Origin of the sequence: Psychrobacillus psychrotolerans, from assembly GCF_900115805.1 — a bacterium.
Lineage (GTDB): Bacteria > Bacillota > Bacilli > Bacillales_A > Planococcaceae > Psychrobacillus > Psychrobacillus psychrotolerans.
Genome location: NZ_FOXU01000004.1, coordinates 161,864 through 179,475 on the forward strand (window position 1 = coordinate 161,864; position 17,612 = coordinate 179,475).

Consider the following 17,612-nt stretch of genomic DNA (forward strand, 5'->3'; position numbering starts at 1 on the left):
TCCTTCATCAGATTGGGGTGATTTCTACTTGTTCAAGTAATACTTCGACGCCTTGTTGATCACATAAATCTGAACGGAAGGCCGTGGCGCTTCCACTTGCAACACCGTAACGAAAAGCTTTTTCAGGATTTTCGTCTTTTGAATAGGAAGCGATGAAACCAGAAACGAGTGAATCGCCTGATCCTACGGTATTGATGACAAGACCAGTCGGCGCTTTAGCTCTTAAAGAGAGGTCTTTGGTAACGAGTAAAGCCCCGTCGCCGCCCATCGACACGATGACATGTTTGATGCCATTTTCTAAAAGTCTTCTGGCATAATGATGGGCATCCTTAATAGTTGTGATTTCGGTATCGAATAATTCTCCTAGTTCCTCGAGGTTAGGCTTGATCAAAAAGCAGGGTACTTTTGTCAGTTTTTTCAGTGCTTGACCGGAAGTATCAAGTACAAAGTGCACTCCGTTCTCCCTACAGATTTCCGCAAGGTCAAGAAAATAGCTATCGGAGATGGAGATAGGAAGACTGCCTGCAAGAATGAACCAATCGCCTGTTTTCATGCCTTTTACTTTATTTGTGAGAACTAGTAATTGTTGCTCCGTTAATTTTGGACCTGGCCCGTTTAATTCCGTTTCTTTATCTGCCTTTATTTTAATATTTATCCGGGTTATTTCCGAAGTTTCAATGAAATCAGTATCTACTCCTTCTTTTTGTAGAAATTCTTCTATATAGCTACCTGTAAAGCCGCCAGTAAATCCTAGGGCTTTGCTCTTAACACCAAGTCTGTTCAATACTCTGGAAACATTAATACCCTTGCCGCCAGGATAATAATATACTTCTTCGGAGCGGTTTAGTTTTCCATTTTCGAAAGCCGCCAGGTAAACGGTATAATCGATTGATGGTGTAATAGTGCAAGTATAAATCATTCGTGCACCACCTTTACTGAAGTTTTTTTTCTGAAAATATCCAAAGTTTCTGCCGGTATACTATCGATGATGAGTTCGGCCTTTTCCAAATCCATGATTTTCGCAAAACTAACTTGATTAATTTTTGAATGATCAGCTAGCACAAAGGTTTTTCTAGACAAGGAACTTGCCAATAGTTTGATAGCTGCTTCTTCAGGATCGGGTGTCGTATACCCATATTGCTCATGCAGACCATTAACACCAAGAAAACAGATATCAAAACGATAGTTTTTCATAGCCTGGGCAGTTTGAGAACCGACAAATGCACTCGTTTTAGACTTAAATAATCCACCGGTTAAATACGTGGTGATGCCATAATCTTTCAAGGCATCAACGAGTGTCAAACCATTAGTTACAACCAAAAGGTTTTTGTTTTGCAAAAATGGAATCATTTGAAAAGTTGTGGTACCAGCATCCAAATAGACGCTGTCTCCTTCTTTGATCAGTTCCGCTGCAGCTTGTGCAACATGAATTTTTTCGGCTAGATTCTGAGTAGATTTATCTGTCACACTTTGTTCTATTAGATTGTTCCTAGTCAGAATAGCGCCTCCGAAAACGCGTTCTAGTTTCTGCTGGCTTTCAAGTTCTGTTAAATCTCTTCGAATTGTCGATTCGGAAGCCGCAGTTTCATCCACCAATTCTTGGATTTTTACCGTGTGTTTTTTTTCTAGCTTTTTTAAGATATAAGCATGTCTCTCGTTTGTTAACAAGTAATCAACCGCTTTCTTGAATAGAGTTAAATTTCTGTTAAATAAATAATACCTGAATTCATAATTTAATTCAATCACAAACATTCATAAACGCCCAAAAACAATCATTTTTTCTCTCTCTTTTTTAATTTTGCTCTCAACCTTTATCTAATGATGAATGGGGACAATAAACTAAGTCTTTGAGTATCTTTATAACGAGATATTATCCTGTTGCATTTTTGAAAAAATGATATAAAAGTAATGCGTATTATTTTTAATAATATTTTTATGATTTTTATACAACTAATTTTTAAATATGAAAACGAAAAAATATTAAGTAACTCTATATTCGAAAATTTAATGACAAAAGTCTATGAGTTTATATATCTAGTATTTTTTTGGGTTTTTGATAGGATTTTTGACTATGAGATTATGTAATGTTATTTATAATAATAAAGGAAAAGTTTTCTAAGACTTATAAAAATTTTTTAGTTTATAGATTTTTTGAAATTAATAATTTTATTAGGTTTATAAACTAATAGATAGAGGGTAATGGGTATTAGTGGAACTTTGAATGTAGGAAGTACCTGTGGGTTCTGTTGAAAGCGCTACACAGTTATTTTATAAATGTCATAAAATTTCAAAGAAAAGGGAGATGTTTGGAATGTCAGGAATTATTCGCGTAACACCAGCTGAGTTAGATGCTATGGCTTCTCGCTACAACCATGAATCAGGGGAGGTTGCTTCACAAATTGGTCGCCTAGATGGCATGATCGGTGAATTACAATCGATGTGGGAAGGTTCTTCTAGTGCTGCATTCGCTGAGCAATATGAAAGACTAAAACCTCATTTCAATGAAATGCGTGAATTATTAAGTGAAGTAGGTATTCAATTAAGCCGCGCTGGTCAAGCACTACAAGATGCAGATCAACAAGTTGCTAGTCAAATTCGTGGATAATTTATCAGTTAGCTTGTAAAAAAATAGGGCGTCATTCCCGAACAGGAAGGCGCTTTTTCCTTAATTGGGGTGAAAAAAGTGTATATAGAAATTACTGTCGATCTTTCTAAATACGATGGAAAAATCATCGATTTAAGACTATCCGATTATTATACAATGAAAAAAATGATTGATATTGCCTGGCAGGCCAGTTCTATTTCAAAAAATCCACGCGAAGGTCATTGGGTGCGCGTTGTGAACAAAGATAAAATATTCCCTGGACATTTGACGTTAGCCCATTGCGGTATAACGACAGGTGATCGAATTGAAATTATTTGATAGGAGCTACAAAGATGGTCAATCATTCACATACATACTTGAAAAACCGAATCGGTGCGGAAATTAATGAAGAACCTTCTAAAACTACTTTTGTCTTTCAGAAAGAGAGAGTTGGGTTTAAACGAACAGAAGAGATTATTTTTTTAAAAGAAGTTAATCCAAAAATAAAAAAAGACATAGTCATAACCGACGATGAATTAATTATACAAGCAGATATTCCCGCATCCTTTAAGAGATATGATGCTATCCATGTGGAGGATGAAAAGTCTAGGTGGATGTTTGCATACCAATTAGTGGAAAAGGTATATTCACATCCATACCCGCGCTTAAATTTAATTGTTTCTCCGGAAAACATTATATATAGCAAAGGGATGGATCCGAGTTTTCTTTATTTTGGAGTTTTAGGTAGTTTACCACCCTTTGAAACAAATGATGAGCGGGTCTGGTTAGAAACAAAAGCCGTAGTTGCAGCCGCAATAGACGGCTCTTTCACATTTGAGGAGTATTTAAAGTATTCAGAGATTTTGGAATTGAAGGATCTAGGCTCTACGATTATGACGATGAAGGAAAGTGACTCGCTACTCAACTATATAAGTCAGCAAATGGAGCTATTAGAACAAAAAGAACTAGAAAATGTGAAGCTTCCTCGAAAGAAATGGAAATTAACTAAGTGGTTATCGATTGGGTTAGGTGTACTTATTATTCCTGCTATTGTATTTGCAATTATTTACCTCGTACATGAAAAGCCAAAAAACGAAGCCTTTATCGATAGTCAAATGTCATTCCTCGGTCAAAACTACAGCCAAGTAGTAACAATATTAAGCCCTTATAGTGTTAAGTCCATGCCGTTTATCGTGCTGTATGAACTTGCCTATTCCTCCGTTACAAATGAACGCTTAGATGAAGAACAAAAGAAAAATGTACTTTCTAATATTACCTTGCAAACGGATCCTGATTATTTGAAGTATTGGATTTATCTCGGACGTGGTGAGGCAGAAAATGCTGTAGATATCGCTAGAGCAATGGAAGATGGAGAGTTAATCACGTATGGTCTGTTGAAATTAAGAGAAGAAGTGAAGGCAGATAAAGATTTAACTGGTGAAGAAATGCAAGAAAAGCTAAATGAAATAGATCAAGAAGTAGCGGAATATGAGAAGTTAATGGAAGAAATAGAAGAACAAGAACAACAAGCAATAGAACAACAGGAACAGCAAGAACAAGAAAAAGAAGAACTAAAGAAAAAGGAAAAAGAAGAACAAGCACTGGAACAAAAACAAAAGGAACAACAAGAACTAGAGCAAAAACAAAAGGAACAACAAGCACTAGAGCAAAAGCAAAAGGAACAACAAGATCAGCAAAAAACGGAACAACCAAAGTAATAGCAAACAAAAATATTGCTCCCTATATAAAATTCGAAAATGAATTGAAAGAAGGTGTACCTATTGCAACAATTATGGTTGTTCTATGACGAAAACTATCAGCAAATTACAATTCCTGAAAAAGGTTTTACCGCTTTGACGATTGGTCCAGCAATTGAACATGATATAACGATTCAGACGTTTCCCTTTATAAATGGACCATTAACGTTAAAAAAAGAGGAGGATGGACTCGCCGTTTATAGCGAAGATAATTCCTTTGGAAAGTTAACAGACGATGAGGGATTGACAATTGAACAAAAGGAAAAGTCCCTCCACCTATATGCTTTTTCCACTCCGGTCTCTTCCGGAACATACTATATAGACTTTAAAAATGAAGTTTCATTTGATACCCAATTAGAAATCGCAACATTTCAAAGGCTGAAAACTAGTTTTCCAAGAATAGAATCTGGACATTTTTCACTAAATCAAATCGCAGATGGGTGGATTATAAAAAAAGACTACGGGTGTCCATTATATGTAAATGGGAAATTAGTGGATTCTAACACGATTCTAGCTAACGGTGATGTGCTTCAGTGGGCTTTTATGGAGATGAAATTACTTCAAAAAGACTTAATAGAGGTAACTGCTGCAGTTCCTTATACGACGAAACTTCCTATAATTGACATTCCGGCATCTGAAATATTGCAGATGTATCCAGATTATCGTCGAACACCAAGAATGATTTATGATCTTCCAGATGACAAAGTTTCGTTAACATTTCCTACCCAAGAAACGGAGGCTTCTGGAAGAGGATTATTGCTTATTATAGCACCGCCACTTGTGATGCTTGTTGTAATGGCACTTGTAGCTATTTTCATCCCAAGAGGAATTTTCGTCATTATTTCTATTACTATGTTTTTAACAGTATTAGTTACCTCTACCGTTCAATACTTCCGAGACAAAAAGAAAGATAAGCGAAATGCGGAAAAAAGACTTCGAGTTTATACCGCCTATTTAGAGAATATGAGAGAACAGCTTTATGAATTATCCGAGAAGCAGAAGAAAGTGTTGACCTACCATTTCCCCTCTTTTGAAGAAATGAAACAAATGACAGAAGACTTGTCTAGTAGAATTTGGGAAAGAACGCTAGAAAGCCATGATTTTTTAGAATTCAGATTAGGAACAGGAAATGTGAAAGCTAGCTATGAAGTTAAACTATCTTCTGGAGATTTAGCAAACCGAGAAATAGATGATTTACTAGAACAAGCTCAGCGAATGGAAAAGGTTTACAAAGAAATTCCAGACGCACCAATTACAACGAAGTTATCAGAAGGCATCTTAGGTTTAACAGGCAAAGAAACCGTTATAAAGCGTGAATTACAACAAATAATTGGTCAATTGGCATTTTCACAAAGCTATCATGATACGAGATTTATCTATATTTTCAATCATGAGGAATATGCCGAAATGGAATGGATGAAATGGTTACCACATTTTAAACTGCCGCATATGCATGCAAGAGGTTTGATACATAACGAAGAAACGAGAGATCAATTATTATCTTCGTTATATGAAATTATTCGTGAGCGAGATACTGACGTCCAAAAGGGTAAAACAATATTTACCCCCCATTTAGTTTTCTTCGTGGCAGATTATTCCCTGCTTGCTGAGCATGTCATCTTGGAATACTTAGAAAGCCAGCATACAAAAGACCTTGGCATATCTGTTGTTTTCGCAGAATCTGCGCAGGAACGAATGACCGAAAATGTTCATACGCTCATTCGATATGTAAATGAACGCGAAGGAGATATCCTCATTGAGGCAGGAAAGGCTGTTGATATTCCTTTTTATTTAGATGAATTTGATGCTTCGACTAATGAAAGGTTTACACGAATGCTTCGAACATTGAATCACCAAGTAGGCATTAAAAACTCGATTCCAAACTCGGTAGGTTTCCTAGAGATGTTTGGTGTGAAAGATGTAGAGGATGTACCAATAGCACGAAATTGGACATTGAATGAGTCAGCAAAATCACTTGCTGTTCCAATTGGTTTCAAAGGGAAGAATGAACTTGTTGCATTGAATTTGCATGAGAAGGCGCATGGTCCCCATGGATTGTTAGCGGGGACAACTGGTTCAGGTAAAAGTGAATTTTTACAGACATATATTTTATCGCTTGCAGTCCATTATCATCCCCATGAAGTAGCTTTCTTATTAATCGACTATAAAGGTGGAGGAATGGCTCAACCTTTCAAGCATATTCCCCATCTTTTGGGAACAATTACGAATATAGAAGGTAGTAAAAACTTTAGTATGCGAGCACTTGCATCTATAAATAGTGAGCTCAAACGAAGACAACGTCTATTTGATCAATATGTTGTGTCGCATATTGATGATTACACAACCTTGTATAAAGAAGGAAAGGCAATGGAACCTCTTCCTCATCTATTCCTTATTTCGGATGAATTTGCAGAGTTAAAACGAGAGGAACCAGATTTTATACGAGAGCTTGTGAGTACGGCTCGAATTGGGCGAAGTTTAGGGGTACATCTTATATTGGCTACTCAAAAGCCCGGCGGTATTATTGACGAACAGATTTGGAGTAATGCGAGATTTCGAGTTGCACTAAAGGTTCAGGATGCATCGGATAGTAAAGAAATCCTGAAGAACGGAGATGCGGCTACGATTACTGTAACTGGACGGGGTTATTTGCAAGTTGGAAATAATGAAGTGTATGAGTTATTTCAATCTGCATGGAGTGGGGCTCCTTACAAGGAGGAAGTTTTAGAGGGTGAAGACGATGTGGCACTTATCACAGATCTTGGTTTATATCCTCTTTCTGGTATTGCGACAAATGTGAAAAAGACATCTAGTGGCTTGACAGAAATGGAGGCAGTTACTGCTAAAATTGCTAAGATAACTAGTGATTTGGGTATCCAAAAGGTGGCTAGTCCATGGTTAGAGCCGTTATCTTTGCGTCTTGAAAACCAACAAGAGGTAACTACTATTCGACCAGGATTCCCTATAGGAATGATTGATGAACCAGAAAAGCAAAGTCAGTCACCGATTGCCTATAACTGGACAAAGGATGGAAATCTTGGCGTGTTCGGTTCCTCAGGGTATGGGAAATCATATACATTACTTACAACTATATTGGGACTTGCGGAAAATCTTTCTCCAGAAGAAGCAAATTTTTACTTGCTTGATTATGGAAATGGCTCGCTACTTCCTCTCAGACAGCTCCCTCATACTGCTGATTATTTCACGATTGATGAAGAGTTAAAAAGAGAAAAACTAGTGAAGCTTATGAAAGAAGAAATCACCAAAAGAAAGGTTACTTTCCAACAATCAGAGGTTAGTAACATTCATATGTACAATAATTTATCGACGGAAAAGTTACCTCTTCTATATATAGCCGTTGATAATTATGATATTGTCCGTGAGGAAATGGAAGAATTGGAAGCACAACTAATTCAATTTGGTCGAGATGGTCAATCGCTTGGAATTTACCTGTTTGTGGCTGCAACAAGAGTTCAATCCGTTCGACAGTCCTTAATGAATAATTTAAAAACTAAAATTGTTCATTATTTAATGGATGCAACGGAATCATTTACAGTAATCGGACGAGTACCATTTGACCTAGAACCTTTCCCGGGTAGAGCAATTCTAAAGAAAGAAGATGCCTACTTTACTCAAATTTACTTGCCAGCTAGTGGGGCAGATGACTATGAAGTATTAGAATCTATTAAGAATAAAGTAAGTAATTTAAGAGCGCAATATAAGGAAGGAACACTTCCGTTACCAATTCCAATGCTTCCACTAGAGCTATCAGCTTCAAGTTTCTCTTTCTACTTGGATGGAAAGAAAAAGGATGCAATCGTTCCAATTGGATTGGATGAGGATACAGTTCTTCCAATTACCATCGACTTTAAGAAAAATCGTCATTGTCTACTCATAGGGCAAGTCCAAAGAGGGAAGACCAATACGATCACTTTGATGCTTCACACACTATTAGAACAGAAAACAGGGTTTATCTCTATATTTGATTCGTTTGACAGAGGATTATCCAAATTTACTGCTTATGAATCCATTGATTATCTGGAAACGAAAGAGAATTTAGTGGAATGGATTACTCGGACAGAGCAATATTATGCGGAAGTAGAACGGGACTATCTCGAAAGTATTCAACAAGGGAATCCAGGAGAAATCACGCTTTCTTATTTCATCATCGATGGCTATACAAGATTCCTGCAAGTAGCTGATATTACCATACAGGACAGACTAGCGAAATTGATGAAACGATTTGGTCACTTAGGATTTAATGTCATCGTGTCTGGGAATAACGCTGAGATTACGAAGGGCTATGATGCCTTTACGAATGAGTTGAAGCTTGTTAGACAGGCGCTCGTCTACATGAAAAAGTCAGAGCAGACTTTGTTTACAGTTGCATATGAACGAAAAGAAGCAGAGCTTCCACTTGGATTTGCACATTATATTTTAAATGGGAATGCCATTAAAGTTAAAATCCCTTTAAGTGAGTTGGAGAGGACGAACGTACAATGAAATCAACTAAAAATACCAGACTATTAAAATATGGTGTTGGAATTCTATTAATACTAGCTATTCCTATTATCTTTTTCCAACTGATGGGCGTTAATATTCTCGATTTGAATAACTCGAACAAGCGCACTATTGCAATCGTAAATGAAGATATGGGATTAACAAAAGATGCAGAACAAGTACAAATGGGTGTCGAAGTAGTCTCTATTTTAGCAGAGGACTCAGATTTTGGTTGGAAAGTAATGGGACGTGGTGCGGCAGAAAATGGGTTAAAGTCTAACCAATACGATGCCATTGTTTATATTCCTTCCAATTTCTCGGAAAATATAATGTCTTATGATGAACAAAATCCGAAAAAAGCAGAGTTTGCCTATCAAGTTCAGCGTCAGAAAACGGGATTGCGTAAGGAACAGGTTTTACATGAAATAGAAGTAGCAACGGACCGCGTAAATGATAAAATTTCCACTCTATACTGGAGCTATATAGCGCAGGAAATGAATCATATTAAAAAAGAGTTTACGAGCATTTTAGGAAAAGAAACAGAATTCCTTAGTTCCATGTCTGCTTATTATAAGCCTGAGTCGGAAACATTAGCTGAACAGATGCAAACGCAAAAAGATCAAATGGCGGCATTGCAAACGACAATCGGATCAGCAAATAATGCACATAATAGTCGAATTGAAAATGCCGATACATTCGGATTGCAGATGAATAACTTCATCACCTATATTCAGCAATATAAAGAATTTCAAAATACACAAAGGCAAATACTACAACAAGTACAGGATGCCAGCTTGGCAAAAATTCACGCAACAGCAGCAACACAGGCTGAACAATTTAATCAGTCCGTGCAAATGTTAGAAGAAAGTAATAACAATATAAATGAAGAAATTCAAAAAGTGAATCATGTTATCGATACAAATAAAGAAAAATTTAATGAATTATCCGAACTACGTAAAAATGAAGTGGATCGTCAACTGGCAGATTTACTAGTAGTGCAGGGAACTGCAATCGATCGCTACAACAATACAATCTTAGATAGTTTAGAAAAAGGCATAGAAGCAGGGAAAAGTGGAAATGCAGTTCTTGCAGCAGCTTCCATAGGAACAGAGCCGAACCAATTTACTTCTATTAAAGAACAACTGGAGAAAAAAGCTGCGGACAAAGCTTCTGTTGTTCTACCTGGTTTAGAAGAACAGCGTGTGAAAGTGGATAGTATATTAACAGGGTTAACCTCTTTAAAAACAAAAGTGGCTGAAACTGATCCTGCATCGGCTTTTATAAGTGAAATTGATATCCTTCAAGCAGAATTAGGCTCGATTACAGCAGCTTTATCAGAAAGAGAAGCTACATGGGCTAATACAAACCAAACCGCAACGACTGACTATACGCAAGCTTCTGCAGATTATGCAAAACTATTGGAAAACTATAACTCTATTTATAGGGAATACGAGTCTATACAACAAATTATAAATACTTACCCAACTGATACTGCACGTATTGGAATGGAAATAATGCAAAAAGAAAATGATTTGCTAGCTAACCCTAACGTTTCAAAAAATCAAAAAGATAGATTACAAGAACTATTTGATAAGGGAGCAGCTAAAACGGATACTAGTTCTTTGCTATCCTACTACGCTACTTTAGAGCAATTTGAATTTACTCTCAATGAAGGTGGAGGTAGTGCAAATAAGGATGCTATTCTAAAGGATGAAATTTTAACAGCGTTGTTGAAAAATGTGGTAAATATTAATGAATTGGAGTTAGAAGGTTGGACTTCAGTTGAAGAAAGTATTCCTGAAACAGAACTAGGAATGTCTGATTTAAGTACAACATTTGCCGCAATCATGTCTGGTTACAAAGAAACTGCGGAACAGCAGCATGCTTCTTTGATCAGCGAACTAAATTCTATCGATGAACAAGCAAATGTCTTACTTGCTCAAATTCAGAATCCAGCGAATATGATTCCATCTGGAGAACCGGTGGCAACTACCTCTGAAGGGCAAGTAATGGCTGGTCAACAAAATGTCACTTCTCAGCTTGTAACATTAAGTGGAATGATTCAATCTTTATCGCAAAAACAAAGCAGTTTAGTAGATTATGCCAATGATTTAACTGTGAAAGCAGACAATATAAAAGAGACATCTAATGAATTCAGTGGTAAATGGGATACGAATGTAAATGCTATGTCTGATTTTGATAATGATATTCAAGAGTTTTTAGCTAACACGTATGTAGATGGTCAGGAAAATGGATATGCATTTAATCACTTTGTGAATCCATTGGAAGTAAAAGGCGAAGCAGCTGTTTCGGATGAAATGGAAAAAGTTCCGCCTGTTATTTTATTTATCATTCTACTAATCAGTAGTTTATTGATCGGTTATTTCTCTTATCAGATGAAAGAAGGTCCTATTGGACTCCAGTTAGCTCTGACTGCTCTATTGTCTATACTTGTTGGTCTTATTATCAGTTTCTACAGTATCTATATGTATATTTTAAATGACCACCGTGCACTAGAATGGACAATCTTTACTATTCTTTTATTGCTTACTGGCGCAGCTATCATTCGTGCTGCATTAGAGTTCGGACAATCCGTTGGGTGGCTAGCTAGTGTGGCGTTGATGTGTTTATACATTATTCCATTATTAATACTTGCTGTACCTGATATTAATATACCAGATGTCTTGTCTACCGTTTATATGTCTATCAAATATGAACCTGAAACTAGCTTTATGTGGGGAGCAGTGATTACAGCAGTTATCGCTCTAGCAATGCTTGCTACTACTTACTTTATGAGTACTAATAAATCAAAAGCATCTGTGGCAGATGAAGCGTATGAGAGCTAAATGGCGGTTTATCCTTCCACTGATAATACTTATGTTTATAGGAACTAGCTTTATCGTTGTTGCAGAAGAACCTAAAGAAGCAAAAGACTTGGATCCTTTGATTTATGAAAAACTAGAATTTAAGAAAAATACCGATTATCTACATGACAAGCAAAAAACAGAGATGAAAAATACAATTCCTGAAAAGCAATTTGATATATACTTTGACGGGAGAAATAAGCTACCTAATCGAGGAGATACATCCTTTTTGTTTCAAACAGCAGAGCGCGGGGAAAAAAGTACCGTAACTGCGAAATCTTCAGAGCTAAAATTATTTTCTAGCTCTGATACAAAGAAACTAGAATTATCAGCTGCCGAAATGAAGGAAGAGAAATCTTCAAATAATAGCGTAAGAAATATCCTGTTTTTCGGAATAATAGCGCTAGGTGTTCTGATGTTATTTGTCATTCTATTACCAAGGCTAGTCAATGCTAATGATTCCAAAAAAATTGCAAAATGAATTAGGAGGTAATGTATATGCTTGGTCATTATTATGCACTCTTAGCTAAAAAGAGGGAAGATTTGCAGAGATTAATAACATGTCAGTCTTCTTTGCAGGGGAAACAATCCGAATATAACACGAATGAACCCAAATGTTTGGAACCGGAACTAACATCCACTACTTGGCAAGGAAATCACGCAAATAAGTTTGACGATATACGGGAATCTGGTATTCACACTAGTTATGTAGATATATCGGGAACTCAATTTTCTAATGTATTTAGTGCTATTTCCGCGAAAATTAGTGAATTGAATGCAGAAATTATATCGATTCAACAGATTATCGCCAATATTGAAGCAGAACAAGCACGGCAAGCTCAAGCGAAAGCATACTAACTTGCAAGGGGGAGAAACGTTATGTCTACAGAAGTTAAAATCGTCTATGCAGATGTAGAAAATCAGCTTGGAGAAATGACTGGTGCAGTTAATCTACTCAATCCAAAAGCAGAACCACCTATTAGTGGAAATACCCTAGATGTTGTTACAAAATTTAATGAGTTATCCTTAAAATTAGATCAATTACTTGTAAAATATCAAACATTGTCGACTGGAAATATTCAAACAACTTCTGCTTCTATTGACTTTATGGAAGAGTCCGATCAAAAAATATCAGCAGCGATGCAATGTACAGTAAATGGAACTAGTGTGGTGGCGAGATGAAAATACTAAGCGTACAACCATTTCATGAGGGACTTCAAGGGAATATTAATATGCTGTCAAGACTAGAAGGGGAAATTAATGCGATTCAAACTGCGGTTCAAGGCTTAGTTATGATGGAGGAAACGCTTAAAGGAGAAGGTGGGAATGCAATAAGATCATTCTATAATGATTGCCATCTCCCCTTTCTACATTTTTTTTTAACATTTAAAGACCTATTCAATACGACCCTTACTACGATGAATTCCGCCTTGGATACTTTAGAGCCGGATGCTAATGGCTATATTCGACAAGCATATCTGGAAGGAGAAGTAGAAGATGGGCTAAACGAAATTTCTCAAGTAACCACTAGTTTAACGGACGAATCCAATAGTATTATCAATTCTGTTTCCGATATAGTTCCACTGCCACATTTAGACGATAGTGGTGTGCAAGAAGGTGTAACTAGCGCTAAAACATCTAGAAATAATACGGTTTCGGATTTAAATGAATTCGATTTGTCTCAAACCAATGCACTGCTTCTTATAGAGGCAGCCATGTTAAATATGGAAGCATGGCTAACAGATATGGAGTATTTAATGGAAGAAGGATTAACGGATGTTAACTTCCCAGCCGATAGTTGGAACTCAGTGCAAGATGCAACGCCGATTGGTCAATTTTATTTGCAGCATCAAATAGACATGCTGGCTTCAGATCCCCGAGTAGAAGAAAATGGTGTGGAAGTGTCAGCCCCTATCCCTACTTCTACTACTAAGGAAAGTTTATGGGAAGGCATTATGTCTACTGTAGGCGTTAATATTAATGATTGGCAAAATAAGCCTATCAATGCAGCTGCGACTTTATTAGGCACAGCTGTAGTGGGAAACTCCACCTACAAAGAAGTCAGATTAGCTGCCCAGGGATTTGGGATTACTAGAACTACTAGGACAACGAAACAGAATGTCACTAAAACAGTTATTAAGATTACTAGACCAGACTTAATTGGTGTTAAAAACAAAACATATTCTGGGGCAAACGCTACAAACTATGAAAAGATTTTTAAAAGAGTGGATCCAGCAACAAATGTCAAATCCACGTTTCGTTTTTCTGCAAATAAACTTGGATATATTGGAGTATTTGCTACAGCCGGTGGAGATATCGTACATGGTATACAAAATAATGAGTCTGCGAGCGAAATAGCTGGTAATGTAACAGGTGACGTTGCAGTTGCTGGTGCATCAATGGCAGCTTCAGCATGGGCTGGGGCCCAAGCTGGAGCAATGGTAGGTGTAGCCGGAGGACCAGTAGGCGTTGTTGCAGGAGCAGTTGTAGGATTAGTTGTCGGTGTAGCAGTAACTGCTGTTTTAAGTGAAGTGAAAATTATGGACGTTGATGGTGATGGTGAGTCCGATTCTATAAGTGATGCTATTAAAATAGGAACTAAAGGTCTTATTGACGGTGTTGCTGGTTGGTTTGATTAATAGATTAATTGGAGGAGAAAGTGATTAAACAGCAAAATATGGACAGTAATACATTGTCTTACTTAAAATTTCAAACTCCCGAGATGAATAAAAAAAATATTATAGTATTTTTCATTATACTTTTATATTTCACAGGAATAATTCCTATAATAGGTGAACCGTTCTCCTATTCATTTTTTATGGCAGCAATAATACCAATTGCACTCATTTCTATATGGGCAATTGTTTATGTAATTGATCCTTATAAAAATGAAAAGTCCTATTATTTATTCTTCGGTATTTATGGAATAGTGAATACGTATGTATTTTTCTTAGTTGTAGTAAAACTACTTTATGTGAATATTGGAGTAGAAGGTACTAAACCGTTTGTTTTATGGCTAATGTTATTTATAGCTCTGTTAGTAGGAGTGAATATATTAAATGTTAGAGCTTTAAATTCAGGAACGTATGATAAGTTACAGAAGAAAAAGAGTCTAAATATGTCATGGGCAATGATAGGGGCTTTAGGGTATATTGTCGGTCAGTTTATATTATCGTTCATTTACAGTGATGACGCTGTAAGTACACTACTGATTGTGTTAGTTTCTTTACTTGCTCTTTTGACTTCCTATTTTTCCGTTTATATTCATCGTTATTATTTTATTCATAAGAATATAGAACTGGTAAAACAGGTATATCCAAACTTTAGTTTGCCGAAAAGTGAGAGAAATACGAGAAAGAAAAAGTTAAAATAAACGGTATATTTTAGCTGGAGTTAGTAAGGAGAGAATTCTAATTCAAAAAGAAAAAATGGATAACATTTTCTCGTCTTATTTAAAATTTGACTCACCTAAATCTAATAAAGAAGGAGTAATAGGATACTTACTTTTATTTTTGTATTTAATGGGGGTTTTCCCTATTTTAGCGGTTCCCTTCTCATTGCCATTTTTATTAGCAGCTATTGTCCCTGCAGCTTTAATAACATGTTGGGGAATTATTTATATAATAGATCCTTATAAATATGAAAAATCCTATTATTTATATTTAGGGGTATACGGTGTCGTCAATACTTACGTCTTTTTTGTAAGCATACAAAAAATGCTATACAAAAATCTTGAAATAAATGGTTGGGCTCCATTTATGTTTAATATAATATTATTCATTCTACTAATTTTGGGTATGAACTGGATGAACTGGAAAGCTCTTTATAGTGAGACATATTATAAGTTACAACAAAAAAGTTCTATTCCAGTAGGATGGGCATCTATCGCAGGGGTTTCATATATATTAGGACAAATAATATTGTCCGTTGTCTATACAGACTCGGGGATCAGTATATTAATGATAGTTTGTCTTACTCTTTTATCTTTTTTTACGGCATTTTTATCTATTAATATTCACCGATACTTTTTTATCAGAAAGCATATGGATAGAGCGTTGGCAATTTACCCAGAATTCGGTTTACCAAAGGATGAGAGGCGCGGAAACGAAAAGAAAAAAAGAAAGAGAAGAAAAAAGAAAAAGAGGAAGAAGGGGAAATAATGATTCCAACATTTACTGTACAAGACATTTTTGTAATGATGCAAACGTTAAATACGAAAACTTTAATAGGTTTTTCTAATCCCTTCGAACATTTAACAAAGTACGAAATTGAAAGGGAATGGGAGAAAACCTATAAAAAACTACATAAGTTAAATCTAATTGACTTAGTCGATAAGGAAATAAAATTAGAAGAAAACTTTGGAAATGCACTATGGATCATGTCACGTACCAATATGGTTGTGGAGATTATAAAAGATGGGACAGAAAAAAGTTATTTTTATTTTAGTAAAGACCATGTAGTGGAATGCAAAGAGAACGATGACAGTGAGTTTACATTATATGTACATGGAACTCCAGATTATGTTTGGAATAATGTTATTTATCCTCGAATGCTTTTAGGTGTAGAAAGTCGCTCAAACGGTGAAGTGGAAACTATTCTTATACCTACTTCTTCCTATAATTCGTGGGTTAAAGCACGTTCCATAACGGATGTACAGAACTTGGAATCTATCAATTCGGGTGAGATTTGGAAGAGTGTTAGTAGTCAGTTGGATGCTGCATTGAAAAGTATGGTACATAATAATCGATTAATGGTATTTTTTAAAGAGGATAATCATTGGGTTATCGAAGGGATGCATGTGTTGACTTCACCTAGAAATAATTGGACATTCAAAATGGTGAAAAAAGACAATAAAGAGTTATTGGAAGGAAAACAAAGTTCCAATTTGGAAATTGTTTCAGAAATCTTAGATGTGTTAGTAAGGATGCAAAATCAACAAACAACACTTAATAAGTGATAGTAGAGAAATCAAGCACCTTTTCGCAAGTTGAAAAGAGTGCTTGTTGTCTATGGAGTTATATTTGTTTTATTCTTTTATGTATTATATTAACCCTCCAACAATACTAATAATAATTCTTTTGAGTGGGGAGTGTATCAATGGCTTGTAAGCTGAGTGAACAGGATTTTGAAGTCCTAAAAGAGCCTCTTAAATCAGGAAGACAGTCACCTGGTTCAATAGCTGGAGCACTATTTTTAACTATATTTCTACAGGCAATTCTATTTTCATTAGAGTATTTCTTTGTAGGAGTTAACACTACCTATCCATATAAAGATGAAATACTTTCAGTTCATTTATGGATAACTGGTGTATTAATTTTGTTTTCTCTTCTTTATTCTATTCCTGCAATATATAAAAGAAGCGACAAAATGCAGTATTTTATTTCCATTTTAGTATCGCAAAATTTATTTTCTGTTAGCTTTTTAATCTGTGCATTATTTTTGATAGGGAATGACGATGGGAGTGGAACAAAGGAAAGCTCAGAATCTTTACTAAACTTTACCTATGTAACGCTTGGAATTGGGCTGTTGGTCTTCGTTCTCACATGTATTCGTTTCTATATTTTGTTACAAAGAGGCGAGTATAGAAAAGGATCAAAAAAAGAAGAACTTCGTGGACGGTTTGAAGTGAAATCATATATACCTGTTGCTACTGTTGCAGGTACAGGATTGGTTTTTGTCATACAATATATTGCTAGAATATCTACACTCAATGATTTAAATATGATCATTTTCATTGTTATAGGTATAGGTTTATTTTTTACTATGGTATTTGTATTGCCAGAACAATTGGTGATATTATATTGTAAAATTCGTTTTCAAAGTTTTAACTTCAATGAGCGAGGTTATTTAAAGTAGAATACTATTAAATAATAGTAGAGAAATCAGGCACTTTTTGTGTAATTAATC

15 protein-coding genes are annotated in these 17,612 nt (G+C 35.8%); 13 read left to right on the forward strand and 2 right to left on the reverse strand.

The features are described 5' to 3' along the window. Positions 1–7: 7 nt before the first annotated feature. Together pfkB and BM260_RS10035 are read right to left on the reverse strand one after the other, a co-directional pair. Positions 8–919 carry a 1-phosphofructokinase gene (gene pfkB / locus BM260_RS10030; RefSeq protein ID WP_093537214.1) on the reverse strand — a complete coding sequence of 304 codons (912 nt, stop codon included), beginning with the start codon at positions 917–919 and terminating at the stop codon, positions 8–10. Beyond that, positions 916–1,668 carry a DeoR/GlpR family DNA-binding transcription regulator gene (locus BM260_RS10035; protein WP_093537347.1) on the reverse strand — a complete coding sequence of 251 codons (753 nt, stop codon included), beginning with the start codon at positions 1,666–1,668 and terminating at the stop codon, positions 916–918. The genes pfkB and BM260_RS10035 overlap by 4 nt, the downstream gene beginning before the upstream one ends. A gap of 643 nt (positions 1,669–2,311) precedes the next feature. Between BM260_RS10035 and BM260_RS10040 the strand changes: the two genes are divergently transcribed. From BM260_RS10040 to BM260_RS10100, 13 genes are all read left to right on the forward strand, one after another. Then, entirely contained in the window at positions 2,312–2,605 is a 294-nt protein-coding gene (locus BM260_RS10040) for a WXG100 family type VII secretion target (protein ID WP_090565261.1), read from the forward strand. Between the two features lie 78 nt (positions 2,606–2,683). Then, positions 2,684–2,923: an EsaB/YukD family protein gene (locus BM260_RS10045; protein WP_093537215.1), complete on the forward strand. Its 240-nt coding sequence runs from the start codon at positions 2,684–2,686 to the stop codon at positions 2,921–2,923. Positions 2,924–2,937: 14 nt separating this feature from the next. Continuing rightward, positions 2,938–4,302, forward strand: coding sequence for a type VII secretion protein EssB (essB, locus tag BM260_RS10050; protein ID WP_093537216.1), 1,365 nt, complete (start codon positions 2,938–2,940; stop codon positions 4,300–4,302). Positions 4,303–4,365: 63 nt separating this feature from the next. After that, a complete protein-coding gene (essC, locus tag BM260_RS10055) occupies positions 4,366–8,844 on the forward strand; it encodes a type VII secretion protein EssC (protein ID WP_093537217.1) in 4,479 nt (1,492 codons plus the stop codon). Next, positions 8,841–11,687: a type VII secretion protein EsaA gene (esaA, locus tag BM260_RS10060; RefSeq protein WP_093537218.1), complete on the forward strand. Its 2,847-nt coding sequence runs from the start codon at positions 8,841–8,843 to the stop codon at positions 11,685–11,687. Before essC ends, esaA begins: the two co-directional genes overlap by 4 nt. Then, a complete protein-coding gene (gene essA / locus BM260_RS10065; protein WP_175496263.1) occupies positions 11,677–12,186 on the forward strand; it encodes a type VII secretion protein EssA in 510 nt (169 codons plus the stop codon). Before esaA ends, essA begins: the two co-directional genes overlap by 11 nt. 17 nt (positions 12,187–12,203) lie before the next feature. Continuing rightward, entirely contained in the window at positions 12,204–12,563 is a 360-nt protein-coding gene (locus BM260_RS10070) for a YwqH-like family protein (protein ID WP_093537220.1), read from the forward strand. Between the two features lie 21 nt (positions 12,564–12,584). After that, positions 12,585–12,887 (forward strand): YwqI/YxiC family protein, encoded by a 303-nt coding sequence (locus BM260_RS10075; protein WP_093537221.1) that lies wholly within the window; start codon positions 12,585–12,587, stop codon positions 12,885–12,887. Continuing rightward, positions 12,884–14,344 carry a ribonuclease YeeF family protein gene (locus BM260_RS10080; protein ID WP_093537222.1) on the forward strand — a complete coding sequence of 487 codons (1,461 nt, stop codon included), beginning with the start codon at positions 12,884–12,886 and terminating at the stop codon, positions 14,342–14,344. Before BM260_RS10075 ends, BM260_RS10080 begins: the two co-directional genes overlap by 4 nt. A 20-nt stretch (positions 14,345–14,364) precedes the next feature. Further along, positions 14,365–15,078, forward strand: a complete 714-nt coding sequence (locus BM260_RS10085) for a hypothetical protein (protein ID WP_093537223.1) — start codon at positions 14,365–14,367, stop codon at positions 15,076–15,078. Between the two features lie 55 nt (positions 15,079–15,133). Next, positions 15,134–15,865: a hypothetical protein gene (locus BM260_RS10090; protein WP_093537224.1), complete on the forward strand. Its 732-nt coding sequence runs from the start codon at positions 15,134–15,136 to the stop codon at positions 15,863–15,865. Continuing rightward, a complete protein-coding gene (locus BM260_RS10095; RefSeq protein ID WP_093537225.1) occupies positions 15,865–16,662 on the forward strand; it encodes a hypothetical protein in 798 nt (265 codons plus the stop codon). Before BM260_RS10090 ends, BM260_RS10095 begins: the two co-directional genes overlap by 1 nt. A 140-nt stretch (positions 16,663–16,802) precedes the next feature. Next, positions 16,803–17,561 carry an ABC transporter ATPase gene (locus tag BM260_RS10100; RefSeq protein ID WP_093537226.1) on the forward strand — a complete coding sequence of 253 codons (759 nt, stop codon included), beginning with the start codon at positions 16,803–16,805 and terminating at the stop codon, positions 17,559–17,561. Positions 17,562–17,612 lie beyond the last annotated feature (51 nt).

What these genes read in the sequence shown, in the direction of transcription:
- essA (WP_175496263.1), top strand. Translation starts at nt 11,677, where the DNA reads ATGAGAGCTAAATGGCGGTTTATCCTTCCACTGATAATACTTATGTTT.
- BM260_RS10090 (WP_093537224.1), top strand. Translation starts at nt 15,134, where the DNA reads ATGGATAACATTTTCTCGTCTTATTTAAAATTTGACTCACCTAAATCT.
- BM260_RS10075 (WP_093537221.1), top strand. Translation starts at nt 12,585, where the DNA reads ATGTCTACAGAAGTTAAAATCGTCTATGCAGATGTAGAAAATCAGCTT.
- BM260_RS10070 (WP_093537220.1), top strand. Translation starts at nt 12,204, where the DNA reads ATGCTTGGTCATTATTATGCACTCTTAGCTAAAAAGAGGGAAGATTTG.
- BM260_RS10100 (WP_093537226.1), top strand. Translation starts at nt 16,803, where the DNA reads ATGGCTTGTAAGCTGAGTGAACAGGATTTTGAAGTCCTAAAAGAGCCT.
- BM260_RS10095 (WP_093537225.1), top strand. Translation starts at nt 15,865, where the DNA reads ATGATTCCAACATTTACTGTACAAGACATTTTTGTAATGATGCAAACG.
- BM260_RS10040 (WP_090565261.1), top strand. Translation starts at nt 2,312, where the DNA reads ATGTCAGGAATTATTCGCGTAACACCAGCTGAGTTAGATGCTATGGCT.
- BM260_RS10080 (WP_093537222.1), top strand. Translation starts at nt 12,884, where the DNA reads ATGAAAATACTAAGCGTACAACCATTTCATGAGGGACTTCAAGGGAAT.
- essB (WP_093537216.1), top strand. Translation starts at nt 2,938, where the DNA reads ATGGTCAATCATTCACATACATACTTGAAAAACCGAATCGGTGCGGAA.
- esaA (WP_093537218.1), top strand. Translation starts at nt 8,841, where the DNA reads ATGAAATCAACTAAAAATACCAGACTATTAAAATATGGTGTTGGAATT.
- pfkB (WP_093537214.1), bottom strand. Translation starts at nt 919, where the DNA reads ATGATTTATACTTGCACTATTACACCATCAATCGATTATACCGTTTAC.